This is a genomic window from Nonomuraea sp. ATR24, from assembly GCF_041950485.1.
GTDB lineage: Bacteria > Actinomycetota > Actinomycetes > Streptosporangiales > Streptosporangiaceae > Nonomuraea > Nonomuraea ceibae.
The window spans coordinates 755,052-774,683 of the sequence record NZ_JBGNUU010000001.1; the positions used below are offsets into that span (position 1 = coordinate 755,052).

16 protein-coding genes are annotated in these 19,632 nt (G+C 68.0%); 9 read left to right on the plus strand and 7 right to left on the minus strand.

All coding sequences use genetic code 11. The features are described 5' to 3' along the window. Positions 1-61: 61 nt before the first annotated feature. Entirely contained in the window at positions 62-865 is an 804-nt protein-coding gene (locus ACBI99_RS03550; protein ID WP_375071652.1) for a DUF4097 domain-containing protein, read from the plus strand. Then, positions 862-1,590 carry a PadR family transcriptional regulator gene (locus tag ACBI99_RS03555; protein ID WP_219500889.1) on the plus strand — a complete coding sequence of 243 codons (729 nt, stop codon included), beginning with the start codon at positions 862-864 and terminating at the stop codon, positions 1,588-1,590. Before ACBI99_RS03550 ends, ACBI99_RS03555 begins: the two co-directional genes overlap by 4 nt. Positions 1,591-1,625: 35 nt before the next feature. On the opposite strand, the gene ACBI99_RS03560 is transcribed toward ACBI99_RS03555, so the two are convergent. Beyond that, complete coding sequence (locus tag ACBI99_RS03560; RefSeq protein ID WP_219500887.1) at positions 1,626-2,582, minus strand: zinc-binding dehydrogenase; 957 nt, start codon at positions 2,580-2,582, stop codon at positions 1,626-1,628. A gap of 9 nt (positions 2,583-2,591) precedes the next feature. Further along, positions 2,592-3,455 carry a hypothetical protein gene (locus ACBI99_RS03565; RefSeq protein ID WP_375071653.1) on the minus strand — a complete coding sequence of 288 codons (864 nt, stop codon included), beginning with the start codon at positions 3,453-3,455 and terminating at the stop codon, positions 2,592-2,594. Between the two features lie 211 nt (positions 3,456-3,666). Between ACBI99_RS03565 and ACBI99_RS03570 the strand changes: the two genes are divergently transcribed. Further along, complete coding sequence (locus ACBI99_RS03570; RefSeq protein ID WP_375071654.1) at positions 3,667-4,038, plus strand: type II toxin-antitoxin system RelE/ParE family toxin; 372 nt, start codon at positions 3,667-3,669, stop codon at positions 4,036-4,038. Beyond that, positions 4,035-4,370: a helix-turn-helix transcriptional regulator gene (locus ACBI99_RS03575; protein WP_357590251.1), complete on the plus strand. Its 336-nt coding sequence runs from the start codon at positions 4,035-4,037 to the stop codon at positions 4,368-4,370. Before ACBI99_RS03570 ends, ACBI99_RS03575 begins: the two co-directional genes overlap by 4 nt. A gap of 69 nt (positions 4,371-4,439) precedes the next feature. Here ACBI99_RS03575 and ACBI99_RS03580 read toward each other — a convergent pair whose 3' ends face one another. From ACBI99_RS03580 to ACBI99_RS03590, 3 genes are all read right to left on the minus strand, one after another. After that, positions 4,440-4,868: a type II toxin-antitoxin system VapC family toxin gene (locus ACBI99_RS03580; RefSeq protein WP_375071655.1), complete on the minus strand. Its 429-nt coding sequence runs from the start codon at positions 4,866-4,868 to the stop codon at positions 4,440-4,442. After that, positions 4,855-5,124, minus strand: coding sequence for a hypothetical protein (locus ACBI99_RS03585; RefSeq protein WP_375071656.1), 270 nt, complete (start codon positions 5,122-5,124; stop codon positions 4,855-4,857). Before ACBI99_RS03585 ends, ACBI99_RS03580 begins: the two co-directional genes overlap by 14 nt. 99 nt (positions 5,125-5,223) lie before the next feature. Next, complete coding sequence (locus ACBI99_RS03590; protein ID WP_375071657.1) at positions 5,224-6,663, minus strand: acetyl-CoA synthetase; 1,440 nt, start codon at positions 6,661-6,663, stop codon at positions 5,224-5,226. A 927-nt stretch (positions 6,664-7,590) separates the two neighbouring features. Here ACBI99_RS03590 and ACBI99_RS03595 point away from each other — a divergent pair. The 5 genes from ACBI99_RS03595 to ACBI99_RS03615 all read left to right on the plus strand — a co-directional run bounded on the left by ACBI99_RS03595 (position 7,591) and on the right by ACBI99_RS03615 (position 16,717). After that, positions 7,591-8,688 (plus strand): trypsin-like serine peptidase, encoded by a 1,098-nt coding sequence (locus ACBI99_RS03595; RefSeq protein ID WP_375071658.1) that lies wholly within the window; start codon positions 7,591-7,593, stop codon positions 8,686-8,688. 204 nt (positions 8,689-8,892) lie between these two features. Then, positions 8,893-10,053, plus strand: a complete 1,161-nt coding sequence (locus tag ACBI99_RS03600) for a serine protease (RefSeq protein ID WP_219500875.1) — start codon at positions 8,893-8,895, stop codon at positions 10,051-10,053. 1,526 nt (positions 10,054-11,579) lie between these two features. After that, complete coding sequence (locus ACBI99_RS03605; protein WP_375071659.1) at positions 11,580-13,109, plus strand: trypsin-like serine peptidase; 1,530 nt, start codon at positions 11,580-11,582, stop codon at positions 13,107-13,109. A gap of 423 nt (positions 13,110-13,532) precedes the next feature. Further along, positions 13,533-15,044: a hypothetical protein gene (locus ACBI99_RS03610; protein WP_219500871.1), complete on the plus strand. Its 1,512-nt coding sequence runs from the start codon at positions 13,533-13,535 to the stop codon at positions 15,042-15,044. A 182-nt stretch (positions 15,045-15,226) separates the two neighbouring features. After that, entirely contained in the window at positions 15,227-16,717 is a 1,491-nt protein-coding gene (locus tag ACBI99_RS03615; protein WP_375071660.1) for a trypsin-like serine peptidase, read from the plus strand. 69 nt (positions 16,718-16,786) lie between these two features. Here ACBI99_RS03615 and ACBI99_RS03620 read toward each other — a convergent pair whose 3' ends face one another. Further along, the gene (locus tag ACBI99_RS03620; protein ID WP_219500868.1) at positions 16,787-18,145 is read right to left on the minus strand and encodes a hypothetical protein; all 1,359 of its coding nucleotides are present in this window, start codon (positions 18,143-18,145) and stop codon (positions 16,787-16,789) included. Positions 18,146-18,267: 122 nt separating this feature from the next. After that, positions 18,268-19,443, minus strand: a complete 1,176-nt coding sequence (locus tag ACBI99_RS03625; RefSeq protein ID WP_219500867.1) for an NADP-dependent malic enzyme — start codon at positions 19,441-19,443, stop codon at positions 18,268-18,270. Between the last annotated feature and the right edge of the window lie 189 nt (positions 19,444-19,632).

The following is a 19,632-nucleotide window of genomic DNA, read 5'->3' on the forward strand; positions in this document are numbered from 1 at the left end:
TTTCGACAGACGCGACATATCGTGTCTGTCGGTAGGAGTGTGTCGCCAGAGAGGCGGGATCATGCAGCAGCGGACGATTGAGGGCCCCGAACAGCTCACGTTCGGGGCGGTGGACTCGCTCGACGTGCGCATCGTGGCGGGCAGGCTGGCCGTGCTGGCGAGCGACGGGCCGCCGGCCCTGGAGGTGGCGGAGTTCGACTCGGCCTCCCCGCTGATCGTCACGTACGACGAGGACACCCGCGAGCTGAGCGTCGCCTACAAGGACCTGACGTGGGACGGGCTGCTCGGCTGGCTGCGGCGCGACCGCCGCCGCACGGTCGCGACGCTCGCCGTGCCGCGCCACTGCCGCGTCAGCGCCGGGGTGGTCACGGCGTCCGCCGTGGTGGCCGGGTTCGAGCGGACGACGCTGGTCAAGAGCGTGTCCGGGGCGATCGTGCTCGACGGCGTGAGCGGCGAGGTGAGCGCCACGACCGCCTCCGGCGACGTGGAGAGCCGGGCGATGGAGGGCGACCTGTCGTTCAAGAGCGTCTCCGGCGAGCTGACCGTGGCCGGCGGCACGCCGCGCAGGCTGCGCGCCAACACCGTCTCCGGCCGCATCACCGCCGACCTGCGGCTGCGCCCGACCGGGCACGTCACGCTCAGCACCGTCTCGGGCGCCATCCTGGTCAGGCTGCCCGAGACAGCGCAGGCCGACGTCAGCATGAGGTCCACCTCCGGACGGCTGGTCAGCGCGTTCGACGAGCTGGCCGGCACGAACGGGCCCGGCATGAAGACGATGTCCGGGCGGCTGGGCGGCGGCATGGCGTCCCTGAGCGCGACGACCGTGTCCGGCGAGGTCACGTTGCTCAAGGGGGAGAAGCGATGAGTCCCGTCTTCGGTCATGGCCGGCTCCGGCTCTACCTGCTCAAGCTGCTGGAGGAGAGCCCGCGCCACGGCTACGAGGTGATCCGGCTGCTGCAGGACCGCTTCCTCGGCGTCTACTCGCCCTCCCCCGGCACCATCTACCCCCGCCTGGCGCGGCTGGAGGAGGAGGGCCTGGTCACCCACGAGGTGGTCGACGGCAAGAAGGTCTTCTCCATCACCGACAAGGGCCGCGAGGAGCTCAACGACCGCCTCGACGAGCTCGACGACCTGGAGGAGGAGATCGCCGCCTCGGTGCGCGACATCGCCCGCGAGGTCAAGGAGGACGTACGCGACACCGTCAGGTCGCTCCGCGAGGAGCTGACCAGGATGGCCAAGGACGTCCGGGTCGACGCGCGGGTCGACGTCCGCCGCCAGCAGGCCGAGTTCAGGCGCCTGCGGGAGGAGCAGGCCCGCCAGTGGCGCGAGCACGCCCAGCACTGGCAGGACGAGAGCGGCCGCCTCACCGGCGAGTGGCGGCGCATCTGGAGCGAGGTGTGGAGCACGCTCGGCGGCGCGCCCCCGTCGCGGGCCAAGCTCGACAACGAGCTCGGCGAGCTGCTCGCCGACTTCGTCGGCGGCGTGCGTGAGGAGGCCTCGCAGGCCAGCCTCACGCGCGAGAAGATCGACGAGCTGCGCACGGCGCTCGACGAGGCCGCCACCCGCGTCCGCGACACCCTCCGGTCATGATCAGGTACGGCCTGCGCCCACCGCTGCAGCGCCTGTCAGCCAGTAAAGACGATCTTGCCGAACACGTCGCCCTCGTCCATGGCGGCGAACCCCTCGCGGGCCCGCGTCATGGGCAGCGTCCGGTCGATCACCGGCCGGACGCCGGTCTGCTCCAGGAAGACGGCCAGCCGCTGGAGCTGGTCGCGGGTGCCCATCGTGGAGCCGACCACCGAGAGCTGCAGGAAGAAGACCCGGTTCAGGTCGGCGGGCGGCACGGCCCCGCTGGTCGCGCCGGAGACCACGATCCGGCCGCCCGGCCTGAGCGACTTGAGCGAGTGGTCCCAGGTGGCCTGGCCGACGGTCTCCATCACCGCGTCGACCCGCTCGGGCAGCCGGGCGCCCGGCTCGAAGACCTGGTCGGCGCCGAGCTCGCGAGCCCGCTCCCGCTTGTCCCCGGACCGGCTCGTAGCCCAGACGCGATAGCCGCCCGCCCGGCCGAGCGCGATCAGCGCGGTCGCCACGCCGCCGCCCGCGCCCTGCACGAGCACGGTCGCGCCCGGCTCCAGCCCGGCCTTGTCGAACAGCATCCGGTAAGCGGTCAGCCAGGCCGTCGGCAGGCACGCGGCCTCCTCGAAGCTGAGCGCGGCGGGCTTGGGCACGAGGTTGCGGCGCGGCACGGCCACCCGCTCGGCGAACGTGCCGTCGTAGGTCTCTGACAGCAGCGACCGCTTCGGGTCCAGCGTCTCGTCCGCGCCGGAGCCGATCACGGCGTGCACGATCACCTCGTTGCCGTCCTCGTCGACGCCGGCCGCGTCGCAGCCGAGCACGATCGGCAGCCGGTCCTGCCGGATGCCGACGCCCTTGAGCGTCCACAGGTCGTGATGGTTGAGCGCGGCCGCCCGCACCGAGACGGTCGTCCACCCGTCGGGCGCCTTCGGCTCCGGGTGGTCGCCGAGCGTCAGCCCGGCGAGAGGATTGTCGGGGTCGGTCTGTGTGGCGGTAACGGCGAACATGGCCGCACCCTACTTCAGAGTGATCCTGATCCCGTCGAGCGCCGCCTTCACGAACCCCGGGTCGCCCGCCGCCGCGATCCGCACCCCGCCCCGGCACACGCTGCTGACCGGACGGCCACGCCCCCGCACCCCGCGGGGCAACCGGTCCACCTCCGCGCACGAGGGAATCAGCACCACCATGTCGCTGATCCCACCGCCGAACCACAGCTGCGGCCCCACCGGCTCACCCCGCACCCGCTCCCCCGGCTCCGCCATCCGCACCCGGTCCGTGCCCGACAGCGTCAGATAGCCGCCGGTCACCTCCCCGCGCACGTCCCCGGCCACCGCCACCCGCTGCGCGTAGTCGAGCCCGCCCGGCCTGTCGTACATCGCCATCCGCCACCGCCCGAACCTGAACAGCAGCACCTGCCCGTACGCGCCGCTGCCCGCCTGGCGCGGCCAGAGCGTCACATGCGGGGCGAACGACCGGATCGGCTCCCCGCCCCTGGTCACCTCGATCTCGCCGTTGTAGGGAGCGACGAGCTCCCGGTAGTCGCCGTCGACCCACACGCCCTGGAACGGCCGCACCCCCAGCCGGTCGAGCCCCAGCCGGGCCGGATAGCGCACCTCGGCCCGCACCCCGTGCGGGAACACCACCTCGATCGTCTCGCGCCCGTCCCGCTCCCGCGCCTGCGGGTGCAGCACGTTCGGCGCGCTCTCCACCCGCTTCAGCGACCGGATCGGCGCCGTCTCGCGGATCGGCTCCGGCATCGGGTCGCGGCTGGCCAGCAGGCTGACCACCGGCGCCACCAGCAGCGCCAGCACCACCACGAGCCCGACCCAGCGACGCCGGCCGCGCTCGCCCGCCTCGATGACATCGAACTGATCGGCCACGACGGACCTCGCCGGGGGGTGGGCGCCTCTTGTTGTCCTCCAGTTCAGTTGAGCGGCGACCGCCAGCGCAACCCCTCGAACCTGGCGAAATCCTTGTCACAGGTCACGAATTCACAACCGTGTGCGGCGTCGGGCGGCATCTCGAACGGGGCAAGCCTGACCACCGATGTGCCGCCGCTCTGTCGGTAAAGGATTTGCTACACTCTCCATCGTGGAGGAGTGGGAGATCCGCGTCACCGACGAGATCCTGACCTGGATCAACGCCCTGGACGAGCGGTCCCGGGCGCAAGTCGTCGATGCGATCGACCGACTGGCCGAAGCCGGTCCGAGCCTGGGCCGCCCGCTGGTCGACACCCTGGAGGGCTCCCGGGTTCACAACCTGAAGGAACTGCGCCCTGGTTCGGCAGGCCGCTCCGAGATCCGGGTCTTGTTCGTGTTCGACCCGTGGCGGTCGGCCATCCTGCTGATCGGCGGGGACAAGTCCGGTGACTGGTCGGGCTGGTATCGCCGGGCCATCCCCCGAGCCGAAGAGCTGTATGCGAAGTACTTGGCCGAACGCGAGGCGGAGGAGAAGGACCGATGACGAGTTTCCCCAAGTGGAGCGACGTCCGCGCCGATATCGTGGCCGCCTCCGGCGGCGAGGAGGCCGTGGCCGAGGCCCGGCGGCGCAATCAGGCCTACATCGACGGCTACCGGCTGGCCGAACGGCGCAAGAGCCTGGGACTGTCGCAGACCGACGTCGCCGACCTGATGGGAGTGACCAAGAGCCGGGTCTCCCAGATCGAACGCGGCGAGGTGTCCACCGTGGAGGTCATCGCCCGTTACGTACAGGCCCTGGGCGGGAGCCTTCAGATCTCGGCCGTGTTCGGCGACGACCTGTACATCCTGCGCGGCACAGACACCCACGCCGCATAATGCTCTTGAAATCCTGGTGAGCGGAAACGCGGCCGGCTCGTCACCTGTGGGGAGGACTGCCGGACCTCTTCAGTTGAGCGGCGACCGCCAGCGCAACCCCTCGAACCTGGCGAAATCCTTGTCACAGGTCACGAATTCACAACCGTGCTCAATGGCCAGCGCGGCCAGGTAGGCGTCAGGCACCAGCTTCCCCACCGCCCCGGCCTCCCGGCACAGGCGGGTGAAGATCTCCCAGTGCCGTGGCCCCGCCTCGATCAGCGAGGCGTGCGGCTGGTTGCGATAGGTCTCCGCGAACGCCAGCGCCCGATCGAGGGGGTCAGGATTGACGAAGATCCGGTCGTTGGTGACGATGCGGACGAACGCGTTGACGACGAAGTCGCTCACCGCATAGCTCGACTCGCCGTCGATCATCGCGTGCACGAACGCCTGGTAGCGCTTGCGCTCCTTCATCTCGGCCCGGAAGGCGTTGACGAGGACGTTGACGTCAAGAAGCAGCATCGTGCGCCCTCTCCCAGTCGTCCAGGTCGAGCGCGAGGTGCTCGAGCTTCTCGCCCGCGTCGAGCCTGACCTGCATCCAAGGGTGCAGGCCCGGCTCCTGGTCGGAGACGATCAGCTCCACGGCGGGCCGTCCGGCCGCCTCCGCGGAGCGGTTGAGCAGTTGTCGCAAGGCATCCTCCATCACCGAGTTGAGACTGCGCCCGTTGCGGGCTGCGTACGCCTTCGCCTCGTTGAGGAGCGTTTCGTCGATGCGCACCGTGGTCCTCCGCATGACTCCAGCGTCCGCCGGTGACATAAAAATGTCAACAGCACAGAGTAGCCACACGCTTACGATTTTTGCATCGGCTTTGCGGAATCACCACCGAGCGACATTCACCTTCCCGTCCGTCGTCACCCGGACGGCCTGCCCCACGAGCTCCCGCGACTCGGCGTCCGCCATCAGCTCCTCCTCCAACACATGCGCGTACGCCCGCCCGCCGCCCGGCAGCTCGACCACCGCGTACCCCCGCTCGACACCCCCGTCCCGCCCGTGCGCGACCGTGTACCCGGCCACCACCGCAGCCCCCTCGTACGTGTCGACCACCGGCACCGGCTCCGCCGTGAACACCGGCGCCCCGTCCCCCAGCACGCCCCCCGGCTCGGTGGACCACACCGCGTACGCGTGCTTCGTCAGGTGCATGCCGACCCCGGTGACGAGCCCGTGTCCCGGCCAGGCACGCAGCAGCCCGGCCATGGTGGCGGTCGAGTGCAGCACGTAACCGCTGGCCGGCCCGCCCGCGTACGGCAGCCCGCCGGTGACGGTGAGCCCGCGCGCGTCCATCGGATCGAGCCCGATCGCGTCACACGCCTGCCGCAGCGCGACGGCGAAACAGCTGTACACGTCGAGCGCGTGCATGTCGTCCAACCCCAGCCCGGCCCGCTCGAACGCGACGCCGGCCGCCCGCCCGATCGCCTCCGACGACCCCAGCGCCGGCCGCGCCGCGACCTCCCAGGTGTCCTCCGCGTACGCCCAGCCCCGCAGATACACCCGCTGATCGGCTGGCACCCCGAGCCGATCGGCCAGCGCCGTGCTGACGAGAACGACGGCCGCCGCCTGATCGACCTCCAGCACCGCCACGGTGTTCCTGGTGTACGGCCACCCGACGAACCGATTGCCCGTCACCAGCTCCTCCGGGCCGCGCACGTTCTGCCGCCACGCGTACGGGTTCGCGGCGGCGACCTCGGTCATCGGCGCCATCATCCGGCCCCGCTCGCGCATCTCCTCCTCGACGGACTGACCGCGCGCCGCCCGCCGGGCCGTCTCCATGATCGCGTACGTGTGCACCGGCAGGAACAGCTCATGCGCGAACTCAGCGGGATGCGGCGGCCGTTCCCAGCCATAGGGCGGCTTGGGATCGGCGGCATGACTCCACGGCACCCGCTCCCCGGCCAGCCGGTACGCCCGGCGCGTGGCCAGCGCCTCGGCCCCCACGACAAGCGCCGAGTCGAGTCGCCCCTGCGCGATCTCGTTCGCCGCGGCCCCGATGAGCAGCTGCGGCGCCGTGCCGCTGACCTTGGAGTACACCTGGTGCCGCGGCGCCGCACCGAGACGCTCGGCAAGCCTGCCGGTGGGCGAGTCGTACTGCCAGGAGTCGGTGTAGACGATCTGGATCGAATCCAGCCGCCCGACAGGCAACCGCGCCTCCCGGGCGGCGGCGCGGGCCGTTTGCTCCCAGAGGTCAAGCGGTTCGGGGCCGGGCTGCTCGCGCACGGTGCACTGCGCGACGCCCACAAGGCAGGGGGTGCGTGGATCCATGCCATCATCTAACCAGAACAAGGTTCGGTTGATAAGAAGTGACGTTTGGTAAGTGCTGTTACCACTACCTTTCACAAACAGAGGCGATTTCGCTGGCCCTCAACAAGCCGTAACCGCTCCACCCCATTTACCGCCGCCTCCTGGCCGACTCACCGAGTTGACGATCCAGCTCTGGAAACCCGGACCGGCTCGAGGCTGCAACCGATCACGACGCCCGCATCAACAGCCTGCGCCCGACCAGGGCCGCAAGGGGTGCCCAACAGCGTGGGCCGCGTCCTCTCCGCAGAGTTTGGGCATCTACTGGATTTTCGCCTTACGCGCGCCGGAAACACCAATTCCCGCAACGGAGGCACCCAAAAGCAATTACGCCGCCCAACCGTTCAACATGCACGGCGACTTCACAGCGATGGATGCCTTAGCCAAGCATCACGGTCGACTGAAAGAAGGACCGGCGCGAACGCCGACCGTCTCGACGTCGGTGTCGACGGCCAGGGCTTCACCTGGAACCGCGATGCCAGGGCGACGATGTTCTCCTTCGGCTACCCGCCGGTGGCAACCCTCGCACCGGCAGCACGACGGAATGCGGCAAGGCCGAGCCGCTGCCCGCCTCGGTGGCCAGCACGTCAGCCGCGTTGCTCGTTCACCGTCCGACGCCGGCAGCAGGCAACCGCCGGACCGGCAACATGTCGCAACCAATCAGTATGCCCAGGGGTCCCCGTCACGTCTGGACCGGGGCCTTCAGGTGGTGCCGGAAACCGCAGTCGACCTGGGGTGACGCGGTCCAATAAATGATCATTGGTGGCATGTTTGACATGCTCCTTATAGGACACGGGTCACGCTTGATCAGATAACGAATCTCCATCCGAGCTGCAATAAGGGCTGTTGATCTGGAAAAATCCACCCTTACAACCCCAAGAAAGGCAATTCATGATCCCCCGGGCCAGGCATCTGGCGGCCGCCGCGCTCAGCGGCGTGCTGCTGACGCTGCCTGCCCTCACCGGGGTCGCGCCCGCCGCCCAGGCCGCGTCGGCCAGCAAGGTGCAGACCGTCACGCTGGCCAGGACCAAGGCGGACGTGCAGAAGGTCGCCGACTACTGGAAGCCGGACAAGCTCAAGGACGCCGACAGCTACAGTCCCGCCGCGCCCGCCTCCGAGGCCGCGCCCGCCTCGTCGAGCGGCGCCGTGAGCGTGTCGAACCAGGCCATCGCCGCCCTCCGTAAGGCGCAGGGCACCCAGAACGTCGCCCCCGTCGCCCCCAGGCAGGGCGCGGCCAAGACCATGGGCAAGGTCTTCTTCCGTTTCGGCGACAAGGAGTACTGGTGCTCGGCCAGCTCCGTCGCCGCCAGGAACCTCAGCGTGGTCGCCACCGCCGCGCACTGCGCTTACGACCCGCGACAGGGCAAGGCCGCCGATTACTGGATCTTCGTCCCGAACCCCACCAACAGCGGCGAGATGCCCGACGGCATCTACGTGGGCTCCTCGATCAGCATCCACGAGGACTGGGTCGGCAAGAACGACTACGACTACGACTACGCGTTCGTCACCGTTCACCGGGGCTTCACCTGGGAGAAGCAGGGCGCCAAGTACGTCGCCAAGGACGTCGGCCGACTACAGGAGAACGTCGGCGGCCAGGGCCTGGAGCTGGGCAAGAAGGCGCCCGTGGCGCGGGTCGACGCCTTCGGATACCCGGCCGGCCCGCAGCCCGACGGCACCCGCCCGTTCAACGGCACGACACTTCAGACCTGCGTCGGCAGCACCCGCAAGGCCGTCGCCCCCAGCCTGGAGCTGAACTTCGGCGTCCAGCTCGCCCCCTGCAACTTCAGCAAGGGCGCCAGCGGCGGCCCCTGGCTCGTCGACTGGCAGTCCGCGAGGAAGCTCGGCAACCTTGTCGGAGTCAACAGCCTCACCTGGAACCGTGACGCCAAGGGTGAGTTCGACGCGGTGTCGTCCCCGTACTTCGGAGCCGTGACCGGCGACGTCTACCGCCACGCCGCCGCACAGAAGATCCTGTCAAATGTGATGTAAGTCATATGCAACTCCCCAGTAACGGGGGGTGATCAGCTCATACCTGGATCTCGGTACGATCACGGCAACCATTCAGAGGTTTACCTGATCTTCTTTCCGCCCGCATGGCCCGGGTTGGCCCTGTACGGTTCCGGACTGTCCGTTTGCTGACAATCAAAGCGCACGAAGGCGCCGCGTCAGCGTAAGGGAAAGCCTGGAGTTACCTTGAAGCGAATCCTTCTCCCCGTCGGCGGCGCCGCTCTGGCCACCGGCCTGCTGGCGACCGGCCTCACCGGCACCGCAGGGGCCAGCGCCGACGTGGCGATCGACCCCATGGCCAGGAACACGAGTCAGGCGGCCTCCGTCGCGTCCTTCTGGCTGGCCTCGAACGGTGCCGCCCTCCGCCGCGCGACCGCCTACACGTGGGACTCCAAGCAGGTCCGCAAGGTCGTCTCCACCGGCGGTTACAACCCTGACGGCCGTCCCGCCAGCGTCGCCCCCACGAGCAACGGAGGCGGCGGCAGCTCCTCCAACGTGAACCTGCCCAAGACCATCGGCAAGGTCTTCTTCGTCGACGGCAGCGGCAAGTTCCGCTGGTGCTCCGCCACGTCGATCCAGTCGAACTACCGCAACCTGGTCGCCACCGCCGGCCACTGCGTGTACGACACCGACGCCAACCGCGACACGATGGACTACTGGGTCTTCGTCCCCGGCTACTACCAGGGCAAGGCGCCGTGGGGCATCTACGTCGGCAAGACCGCGTACACCCACTACGACTTCGGCGTGTACGAGGACTACGACCGCGACTACGCGTTCGTCACCGTCTACAACGGCATCCAGTTCGAGGGCGCCAAGCGGGTCAGCAAGTCGGAGTACAACCGGTTCAGCGGGCCGAAGCGTTCCTGGGGCGGCCACCACTACATCCTGCTGTCCAAGGACGCCGGCCGCCTCGGCGACAACGTCGGCGGCCAGGGTGTCGCCTGGAACCAGCCGCCGAACCGCACCGTCCGCACCTTCGGCTACCCCTCCGCCCCGCACCCCGACGGCGACAAGCCGTACAGCGGTGTGACGCCGAAGCACTGCTACGGCAAGACCACCTCCAAGACGGTCGGCGCCTCCTGGCTCAAGATCGACGAGCACATCGGCCTCAAGTGCGCCGTGACCCCCGGGTACGACGGCGGTCCCTGGCTGTCGCAGTACAACAACGGCAAGCGCCTCGGCTACGTGAACGGTGTCACCAGCACCTTCGCCGACCAGGACGCCAACGACCGCATCGACTACATCACCTCGCCGTACTTCGACGGTGAGACGGCTTCGATCTACAACGAGGCCAAGAACAAGTGGTCCGGCAAGATCGTCGGCCGCAACGGCGAGCTGTACAAGTAAGCCCCTCCTCGAAAGGCCCGGCCCTCAACGGCCGGGCCTTTCGGCATTCCCGGCCTCCCTCTTCTTGGTACGTCGCCCTACGGCCGCATGGTCCTCGCCCATCAGGCGCTCCGCGCCGCGCCCTGCTCGGGCAGCGCTCCTGGGGGCTCCGCCCCGGACGAGGGGCTCCGCCCCTCGCGCACCCCGCCCCCACGTGGGCCCTCTGGCCACGGACGGAGGCGAGCCATCGATGCCACCGCCGTGACCAGGCAGCTGGAGCGGAACACCCGCATTCCCTGGGTGAGGCCACAAGCCAGGCAGCGTCGTGCCACCCGAGAGGCTGTCAGGCCCTATGGGCAGCCCATAGGCGGCAAGCACTCCACCAAGCGCCACCGCGCATGCCGGCTCCCGGATGTGGTCCCGCCGGCCTCGCAGGGTGTCCCTCCTCCCCTGCTTGACCAGGGGGCGGGGTGGAGGAGAGGCGGCACCTAGCCAGACGCCCCGTGGGCTCCGACCCGTCCCGTCCGCCCATGCAGGACTTCCATCGCGCCTAACGGTCCAGCTGCGACTGGGAGATCGGCCACCACTGCCCGTTGCATCGGCCGCGTCGCCGAGCAGCCACCCCGCATTGACGTACTCCCCGGCAGGCCCAGCCGACCACGAGGGTCACCGCCGATGGCCGCGGCGTCACCAGGCCGAGCTCCCAGACCTCCAGCACACGAGCAAGCGCGTCCCGAACCGCCCATTCCCTGCCCTGGATGGCCGCTAAAGCGCGCTCGAAACGTACGCACGGGCCGGTCACACGACTTCCGGTCAGGCCGAGTTGCACCGGCCCGTACCTCCAACGCGCAGTCGCCCAAGTAGAGGTGACCTGGCCGCCGAGTCTGGCCTGCGCCAGAAGCTCACAGGCCCGATGCACGAGGCCGAAGGGTGATCAGCCCCCATGCTCGGTCCGAACGCCCCTTCAGCAGCCGAATGCAGCCAGATCCGAGACAGCACTCAATGCGGCGGCACACGGCACGCACACGTCGGACGCCACTACGGGCGGCCTAAACCCTCGGCACCCGCGGCCGGTGCACGAGATCCGCCACCGGCACCCACCGTCTCCGCCCCACCCGCACCCCCGAACGCCCGGAACGGAAGGGAAAGCCGCCACCCCCAAACGGACAAACCGACACGCATCTCCGACCCCGAAACCCGAACCTGAACGTTCCCTGTGAAGATCAGAGCGAATTAGACGGAGCACACGCCAATCCGGTTCCTGTGATCTGAGTCACATTTGACTGGCCACCCTATGCACATGCCCGTTAACGGAACTTCGGCACCATCTGCCACAACCCCGCCATGCCCTGCAAAAACGCATCCAATCGATCACTCGCCGCATTCGACCTTGACTGGTAACAGAATGGTAACGCGAGTCGGGGCCCCAACCGATCGGGTCATTTCGGCTTTCACCTGCGGAGATCACCGCGCTATGTTCCTTGCTATCCCTTTACTGACGCATGGGTCGCACGTTGCGGCCCACGACAGACCAAGGAGCAGTTCCCTTGAAGCGCATCCTCATCCCCGCCGGCGGCGCCGTCCTCGCCACCGGCCTTCTCGCTGCCGGCCTCGCCGGCTCGGCGACGGCCACGAGCGACATCGCCAAGGACCCGATGGCGACGAGTGCGGCCAACGCCAAGGCCATCGCGGACTTCTGGGCGGACAACAACAACGCTGCCCTCAAGGCCGCTACCCAGTCCAACATCTGGGACAACGCCGACGTCGCCAAGCTGAAGACCGCCGGCGGCTACAGCGCCGACACCAAGCCCGGCTCCGCCGCGCCGATCGGCGAGGAGAAGAAGAGCTCCTCGAAGTCCCAGAACGTCAACATGCCGAAGACCATCGGCAAGGTGTTCTTCGTCAACAAGAAGGGCGAGAAGAAGTGGTGCTCCGCCACTTCTATCCAGTCCAAGTACCGCAACCTGGTCGCCACGGCCGGTCACTGCGTGTACGACACGGCCAACAACGCCGACACGATGGACAAGTGGGTCTTCGTCCCGGGTTACTACCAGGGCAAGACGCCGTACGGCATCTACGTCGGCAAGCAGGCCTTCACCCACTACGACTTCGCCGTCTACGAGGACTACGACCGCGACTACGCGTTCGTGACCGTCTACAACGGCGTGTACCTGGGTGGTGGCAAGGCCAAGCAGGTCTCGAAGTCCGAGTTCGAGAAGCACCAGGGCATCAAGGAGGCCAAGGACGTCGAGATCAGCCGGGCCGAGTTCCGGCAGTGCAAGCTCGACCCCACCTCCACGGTCGCCTGCTGGGTGAAGCGTGGCAGCAAGGCTGAGCCCACCGGTCCCGACTACCCCGGCGCCCAGGTCGCCAAGGTCGAAGTCAGCGCCGACAAGTACAAGGACGCCCGCGTCGGCAAGGGCAACGGCTTCAAGTTCGGCGAGCCGGTCACCGACATCGTGACCGACTCCGAGGCGGCTGCTTACAAGAAGAAGCAGGAGCAGAACGCCGAGAAGTACCCGGCGACCGTGAAGCAGGACGCTCGCGGCAACTGGACCATCACGCACTACTACGTGCAGCAGTGGTACAAGCCGGGTTCGGACACGAAGTTCTACAAGACCGTCTTCACGATCATCGAGGGCTACGTCAAGGACGCCGGCCGCCTCGGTGACGTCGTGGGCGGCCAGGGCTTCGCCTGGAACCAGCCCACCGGCAAGTACGTGCGCGTGTTCGGCTACCCGGCCTCCGCGCACCCTGACGGCCACAAGAACTACACCGGCATCACGCCGAAGTGGTGCTACGGCAAGACCACCAAGAAGCTGGTGGGTTCCGCGGCCAAGAAGATCGAAGAGCACGTCGCACTCAAGTGCGCGATGACCGAGGGCGCCGACGGTGGTCCCTGGCTCTACAACTACAAGAACAGCAAGCGTCTCGGTTACGTGAACGGTGTCACCAGCACCTTCAACGACCAGGACGGCAACAACCGCGTCGACTACATCTCCTCGCCGTACTTCGACGGTGAGACGGCGTCCATCTACAAGGCCGCGGCCAACTCCTGGTCCGGCAAGGTCGTCTAAGTAGTCAGCTCGTCACTGTTCGACACTGTTTGACCCGAAGGGCCCGGCATCCGCCGGGCCCTTCGGCATTCCGGCGGGAAAGTGTTGGGCGTTTGGACGCACGGGAGGCTCAGACGGTGCCATCGAAACAGTGTGATGTGCGCCACATCGCATCAGGAGAGGGATCGGCGGCGACACCGGAGGCCCGGTTGTCACGCCAGTATCGCACGGCAAGTGATCTGCGGTTATGCGCCGTAGACGGCCTTTGCCCAGATGATCCGGCACGCTCGTTCAAACATCACAGAACGGTCACGCCCGCCATGTCCCATCTTTTCCTGTCAGATCAGCTACCGGTTCCCAAGATCGACACTGTATGTTCCTGGCTATCCCTTTACTGACGCATGGGACGCAAGAGGCGTTCCACGACAGCGCAAGGAGTTAAAAGTGAAGCGCATCCTCCTCCCCGCCGGTGGCGCCGTTCTGGCCACCGGTCTGCTGGCCGCCGGCCTCGCCGGTTCCGCCACTGCCGCTGCGCCCGACTGGGCGTACGACACGATGGCCAAGGACGCCCCGGCCGCCATCGAGGTGGCCCAGTTCTGGCTGGCCGCCAACGAGCACACCAACAACCTCGCCAAGGCGACTCCCTACACCTGGGAGAACAAGGCGACCTCGAAGCTCAAGGTGAGCGGCGGCTATTCGCCCGACACCAAGGCGACGACGGTTGCGCCGATCGGCGAGGAGAAGAAGGTCGCCTCCAAGACCAAGAACATCAACCTGCCGAAGACCATCGGCAAGGTGTTCTTCGTGGACTCCGAGGGCGACCTCAAGTGGTGCTCCGCGACCTCGATCCAGGGCAAGTACAAGAACCTGGTCGCGACCGCCGGTCACTGCGTCTACGACGAGGGCAAGAACGCCTCCGTCATGGACAACTGGGTCTTCGTGCCGGGCTACTACCAGGGCAAGACGCCTTACGGCATCTACGTTGGTAAGACCGCCTACACGCACTACGACTACGCCGTGTACGAGGACAACGACCGCGACTACGCGTTCGTGACCGTCTACAACGGTATCCAGATCGGTGGGGGCCAGGCCAAGCAGGTCTCCAAGTCCGACTGGGACAAGTACCAGGGCGTGAAGGACTTCAAGACCGTCGAGGTCTCGAAGGAAGAGTACGAGAAGGGCAAGCTCGACCCCGCCAAGACCGACTACTACGACATCGACCCCGGCACCGCTGCCGAGAAGGTCGGCCCGGACTACCCCGGCGCTGTCGTCGAGAAGGTCGAAGTCACCGAGGACGCCTACAAGGCGGCCAAGGTCGGCAAGGGCAACGGTTACAAGTTCGGTGAGCCCATCACCGAGATGGTGACCAAGGCCGAGTGGCAGGCCTACAACGGCAAGGGCAAGAAGTGGAAGGACGCCTCGGGCGGCAACTACCTCATCACGCACTACTACGTGCAGGCGTGGTACAAGCCGGCCAAGGACACCAAGTACCTCCGCACCGACTTCTTCATCGTTGAGGGCTTCCTCAAGGACGTCGGTCGCCTCGGTGACAACGTCGGTGGCCAGGGCATCGCCTGGAACCAGAAGACCGGTTCCAAGGTGTTCGTCTTCGGTTACCCGGCGGACGCCCACCCCGACGGCCACAAGGCCTACACGGGTGTCACGCCGAAGTGGTGCTACGGCGCCACCTCCGGCAAGACCTACGCCTCCGCTGCGTACAAGGCTGAGGAGCACATCGCTCTGAAGTGCGCCATGACCCCGGGTGCCAACGGCGCTCCGTGGCTCATCAAGTACAGCAACGCGAAGCGTCTGGGCTACGTCAACGGTGTTACCAGCCTGTTCCACGACCAGGACGGCAACAACCGCTACGACTACAGCTCCTCGCCGTACTTCGACGGCGAGACCGGTGCGGTCTACGCGCAGGCCGAGAAGAACTGGTCCGGCTCGCTCAAGTAAGCCTTGAGAGAGTCATGAGGGCGGGGGTCCAAACCCCGCACTCACCCCTTGCATCACCCGAAAGGCTCGGCATCTGCCGGGCCTTTCGGCATTTGGAACGGAATCCAGAAGATCCCTTATCGTGTGACGAGAGTGGCGATAGGGTTCTTACGCCCGTTTTGTAAACTTCGTGGAGCACCCCAGTGAAGCGCCTCCTCATCCCCCTCGCCCTCGCCGGACTGAGCGCGGCCACGCTCAGCGCCCCGGCCAACGCCACCGCACCCACCTGGGCCAAAGACCCGCTCGCCCCCAAGCCCGCCGACGCCTACAGCAACGCCTTCTTCTGGCTGGACGCCAACGGCGCCGCCCTGCGCAAGGCCACCCAGTACCGCTGGGACGCCAAGAAGGTGGAGAAGCTCGTCGCCACCGGCAGCAAGACGCCGGACGACGGCAAGCCCGGCATGGTCGCCCCGCCGACCAAGGCCCCCACGCTCAAGGTCAAGAACGTCAACCTGCCGCGCACGATCGGCAAGGTGTTCTTCATCGACCACAAGGGCGAGTACCGCTGGTGCTCGGCCACGTCGGTCCAGTCCCGCCACCGCAACCTGGTCGCCACCGCCGGCCACTGCGTGTTCGAGAACGGCAAGGACGACGTCTTCGACAAGTGGGTCTTCGTGCCCGCCTACTACCAGGGCAAGGCCCCGTACGGCATCTACGCCGGCGCGTACGCCTTCACCTCCTACGACCTCGACACCTACGACGACTACGACGGTGACTTCGCCTTCGTCGCGGTGCACAACGGCTTCCAGTTCGACGGTGAGAAGCGGGTCACCAAGGCCGAGTTCGACAAGTGGCTGGGCGACAAGTGGATCAAGCCGCGCGAGATCGACCGCAAGGAGTTCGAGAAGTGCCTGCTGAACATGGGCGACTGCTACTCGGAGGGTGAGGACAAGCCGTCCGACCTGGTGGGCCCCGACTACCCGGGCGCGGTCCTGGAGAAGGTCGAGGTCAAGCAGGAGACCTACGACGACGCCAAGGTCGGCAAGGGCAACGGCTACAAGTTCGGTGAGCCCGCCGTCGAGCAGGTCACGAAGGACCAGTGGGACGCCTACAAGGGTCCCGGCAAGAAGGGCACCGACCAGGCCGGCAACTACACCATCACCCACTACTACACGCAGAAGTGGGTCAAGCCCGGCACGTCCCGTAAGTACTACGAGCCGCAGTACATCGTCGGGATCGCCAAGGACACCGGGCGGGTCGGGGACGTCGTCGGCGGCCAGGGCATCGCGTGGAACCAGCCGCTCGGCGGCAAGGTCATGGCCTTCGGCTACCCGGCCGACCCGCACCCCGACGGTGACAAGCCGTTCACCGGCGTGACCCCCAAGTGGTGCTACGGCAACACGGCCAAGAAGACCTACCAGGCCAACATGTTCCGGGTCGAGACGCACCAGGTGCTCAAGTGCTCGATGACCGGTGGCGCGGACGGCGGCCCCTGGCTGCTGCGCTACAACAACAGCAAGCGCACCGGCTACCTCAACGGCGTGACGAGCATGTTCCACGACCAGGACGAGAACAACCGCGTGGACTACATCAGCTCGGCCTACTTCGACGGTGAGGTCGCCGACGTCTACAACAAGGCGAACTACGCCGAGACGAAGAAGATCGTCGGCCCGAACGGCGAGCTCCTCAGCTAGACCAGTGCCTGAGGGAGCCCGCCGCACGGGGGCTCCCTCAGACCGGCAAAACCTCAGGCCGGCGAAACCTCAGACCGCCGCCAGCTCCCGCGTCCGCTCGTTCAGCGCCCGGACCGCGGGTTCGTTCTTGTACGGCTCCAGCCGCCGGCGCAGGTCGGCCACGTAGGACCGGGACCGGACGGACTGCAGCTCCCCGGCCAGCGTCATGGCGCCGCTCGCCGCCGTGCACGCCTCCTCCAGCTCGCCGCACTGCAGCAGCCCGGCGGCCAGCAGCGACAGGTTGAACATCCGCCCGCGCACGAACCGCCCGTCCATGTCGAGGGAGCGCCGCGCCTGCCGTACGGTGCGCTCGCCCTCCCCCAGGTCGCGGAAGCAGTGGGCGAACTTGGCCGACAGGTAGGCCTCGTCGAAGTAGCCCAGCCAGCGCGGCTCGTCGCCCGGGTTGCGGGTGTCGAAGGCGCGTTCGGCCTCGTGCAGCGACGCGGCGCAGGCGCGGGCGTCGCCGAGCCCGGCGTGCGCGTGCGCCTCCAGGACGTGGCCCGAGGAGGCCAGCGTGGAGACGCCCGCGCGGCGGGCTGAGAGCTGGGCGGCGCGCGCCAGGTCGAGCGCGTGCGCCGGCTGGCCCATGTAGATGGCCTGGTGGGCCATCCCGGCGAGGATCTCGCCGCCGAGCGCGTGGTCGTCGGCGCCCCTGGCCAGGCGCAGCGCCTGGATGAGGTAGCGCTGGGCGAGCCCGTGCTGCTCCATGTCGTAGGCCATCCAGCCGGCCAGCCGGGTGAGCTCGGCGGCGGCCGCGGCGAGCTGCCTGCCGGTGGCGTCGCCGTAGGAGCCGTCCTTCAGCAGCGGCGTGACCGCCGTGTCCAGATATTTGACCACGGAGGAGCGGACCCGGCCGCTCCCGAACCTGTTGTCGAGCTCACCGAATGATCGGGTGACCTCGTGGATGGCGGCGATGTCCGCCCTCCCCACGCGGCGGGGGCCCGAGCTGCTCGGGCGCCCCTCCTGTGGTGAGGTCAGCCACCGCACGGCTCCCACGGAGCCCGCGCCGATCGCGAACGTCGAGTCGATCAGGAATCTTCGTCTCTCCACATCGGCCCGCCACAGCGCCGTCACGGTCGCGACCCCCTCCTGCCACGTGTGCGTGAACTCCTGCCCGAGATCGAGGGGTGTAGTGATGACCGGCATGCCCAGATCCTCAGAACTGATGGGCCTGCCCAGCCGTAGTGCGAATATCTCGGTAAGGAGGCACGGCACCGGGTCGCGCGGGCGCTGGCCACCGATCCAGCGCAGCACGGAGCTGTGGTCGTACTTCAGCCCGGGGGTGCCGCGGGCGGCACCCAGATCGTTGAGGCGCCTGGCCAGTCCCTTGTGGGAGAAGCCAGCCTCCGCGATGAGCTGCTGTAGCAGTCGGTTGGGCTCGCGTTCCATCGCTCTCCTCATAACGGGAGCCGGCGCCCGCATCCTTACAGAGAGCTATGTTTATAGCACGCCGAGTAAAGAGAGTTTGGTGTTTCCCGGAGCTCGTTTTGACGGATGCGGGCGCCGCGAGGTCAGGCGCGGGCGACGCCGTCGATTCTGGCCTGGGCGGCGACGGCTGCCGTGACGGCGGGGGCGACCCGGGCGTCGAAGGGGCTGGGGATGACGTACTCGGCGGTGAGGTCGTCGCCGACGACGGCGGCGAGCGCGTCGGCGGCGGCCACCTTCATGTTCTCGGTGATCGCGGTGGCGCGGACGTCGAGTGCGCCGCGGAAGACGCCGGGGAAGGCGAGCACGTTGTTGATCTGGTTGGGGAAGTCGGAGCGGCCGGTGGCGACGACGGCGGCGTGCCGGGCGGCGACCTCCGGCAGGACCTCGGGCGTGGGGTTGGACAGGGCGAAGACGATGGCGCCCTCGGCCATGGAGGCGATGGCCTGCTCGGTGACGGTGGAGCCGGACAACCCGACGAACACGTCGGCGCCGGCCAGGGCCTCCTCGGTGGAGCCGGTGTGGCCGGCCTTGTTGGTGTCGCGGGCCAGGGCCTGCTTGACGGGGTTGAGTCCGTCGCGGCCGTCGTAGATGAGGCCCTTGGAGTCGGAGACGGCGATGTCGCCGATGCCGGCCTCCAGCAGGATGCGGGTGACTGCGACGCCGGAGGCGCCCGCGCCGGCCACGACGGCGCGCAGGTCGCCGAGCGAGCGGCCGGTGAGGCGGGCGGCGTTCTTCAGCGCGGCGAGGGTGACGATGGCGGTGCCGTGCTGGTCGTCGTGGAAGACCGGGATGTCGAGCAGCTCGCGCAGCCGGTCCTCGACCTCGAAGCAGCGCGGCGCGCTGATGTCCTCCAGGTTGATGCCGCCGAACGAGGGCGCGAGCCGGGCGACGGTCTCGACGAGCTCGTCGACGCCGGTGCAGGCCAGGCAGATGGGCACGGCGTCGACGCCGGCGAACTCCTTGAACAGCAGGGCCTTGCCCTCCATGACGGGCATGGCGGCCGACGGGCCGATGTCGCCGAGGCCGAGGACGGCGGTGCCGTCGCTGACGACGGCGACGACGTTGGAGACCCAGGTGTAGTCGTCGGCGAGCGCGGGCGTCTCGGCGATGGCGGTGCAGACGCGCGCCACGCCGGGCGTGTAGGCGAGCGACAGGTCGCCGGCGTCGCGGACGGGGATGGTGGAACGGATTTCGATCTTGCCTCCGCGGTGCAGGGCGAAGGCGGGATCCTGGTCGAGAGATGTCGGTGTGGCAGTCACTGTGACCCCTGTAAGTCGGCGGACGGAAGTGAACCTTCGGCGGACGTGCACGAGGGCTGGCTTCGGTAGGCGCCAGGATCCCCTCGTCAGATCGTCTCGGTGAGGGGTTACGGGGGTCACCCGTTTCTCCATACTGCCACATGCTGAGACGGACACACCCGGTGATCGTGCCCTGGTATCAGGGCCGAC

What these genes read in the sequence shown, in the direction of transcription:
- ACBI99_RS03550 (WP_375071652.1), top strand. Translation starts at nt 62, where the DNA reads ATGCAGCAGCGGACGATTGAGGGCCCCGAACAGCTCACGTTCGGGGCG.
- ACBI99_RS03555 (WP_219500889.1), top strand. Translation starts at nt 862, where the DNA reads ATGAGTCCCGTCTTCGGTCATGGCCGGCTCCGGCTCTACCTGCTCAAG.
- ACBI99_RS03560 (WP_219500887.1), bottom strand. Translation starts at nt 2,582, where the DNA reads ATGTTCGCCGTTACCGCCACACAGACCGACCCCGACAATCCTCTCGCC.
- ACBI99_RS03575 (WP_357590251.1), top strand. Translation starts at nt 4,035, where the DNA reads ATGACGAGTTTCCCCAAGTGGAGCGACGTCCGCGCCGATATCGTGGCC.
- ACBI99_RS03580 (WP_375071655.1), bottom strand. Translation starts at nt 4,868, where the DNA reads ATGCTGCTTCTTGACGTCAACGTCCTCGTCAACGCCTTCCGGGCCGAG.
- ACBI99_RS03590 (WP_375071657.1), bottom strand. Translation starts at nt 6,663, where the DNA reads ATGGATCCACGCACCCCCTGCCTTGTGGGCGTCGCGCAGTGCACCGTG.
- ACBI99_RS03595 (WP_375071658.1), top strand. Translation starts at nt 7,591, where the DNA reads ATGATCCCCCGGGCCAGGCATCTGGCGGCCGCCGCGCTCAGCGGCGTG.
- ACBI99_RS03620 (WP_219500868.1), bottom strand. Translation starts at nt 18,145, where the DNA reads ATGGAACGCGAGCCCAACCGACTGCTACAGCAGCTCATCGCGGAGGCT.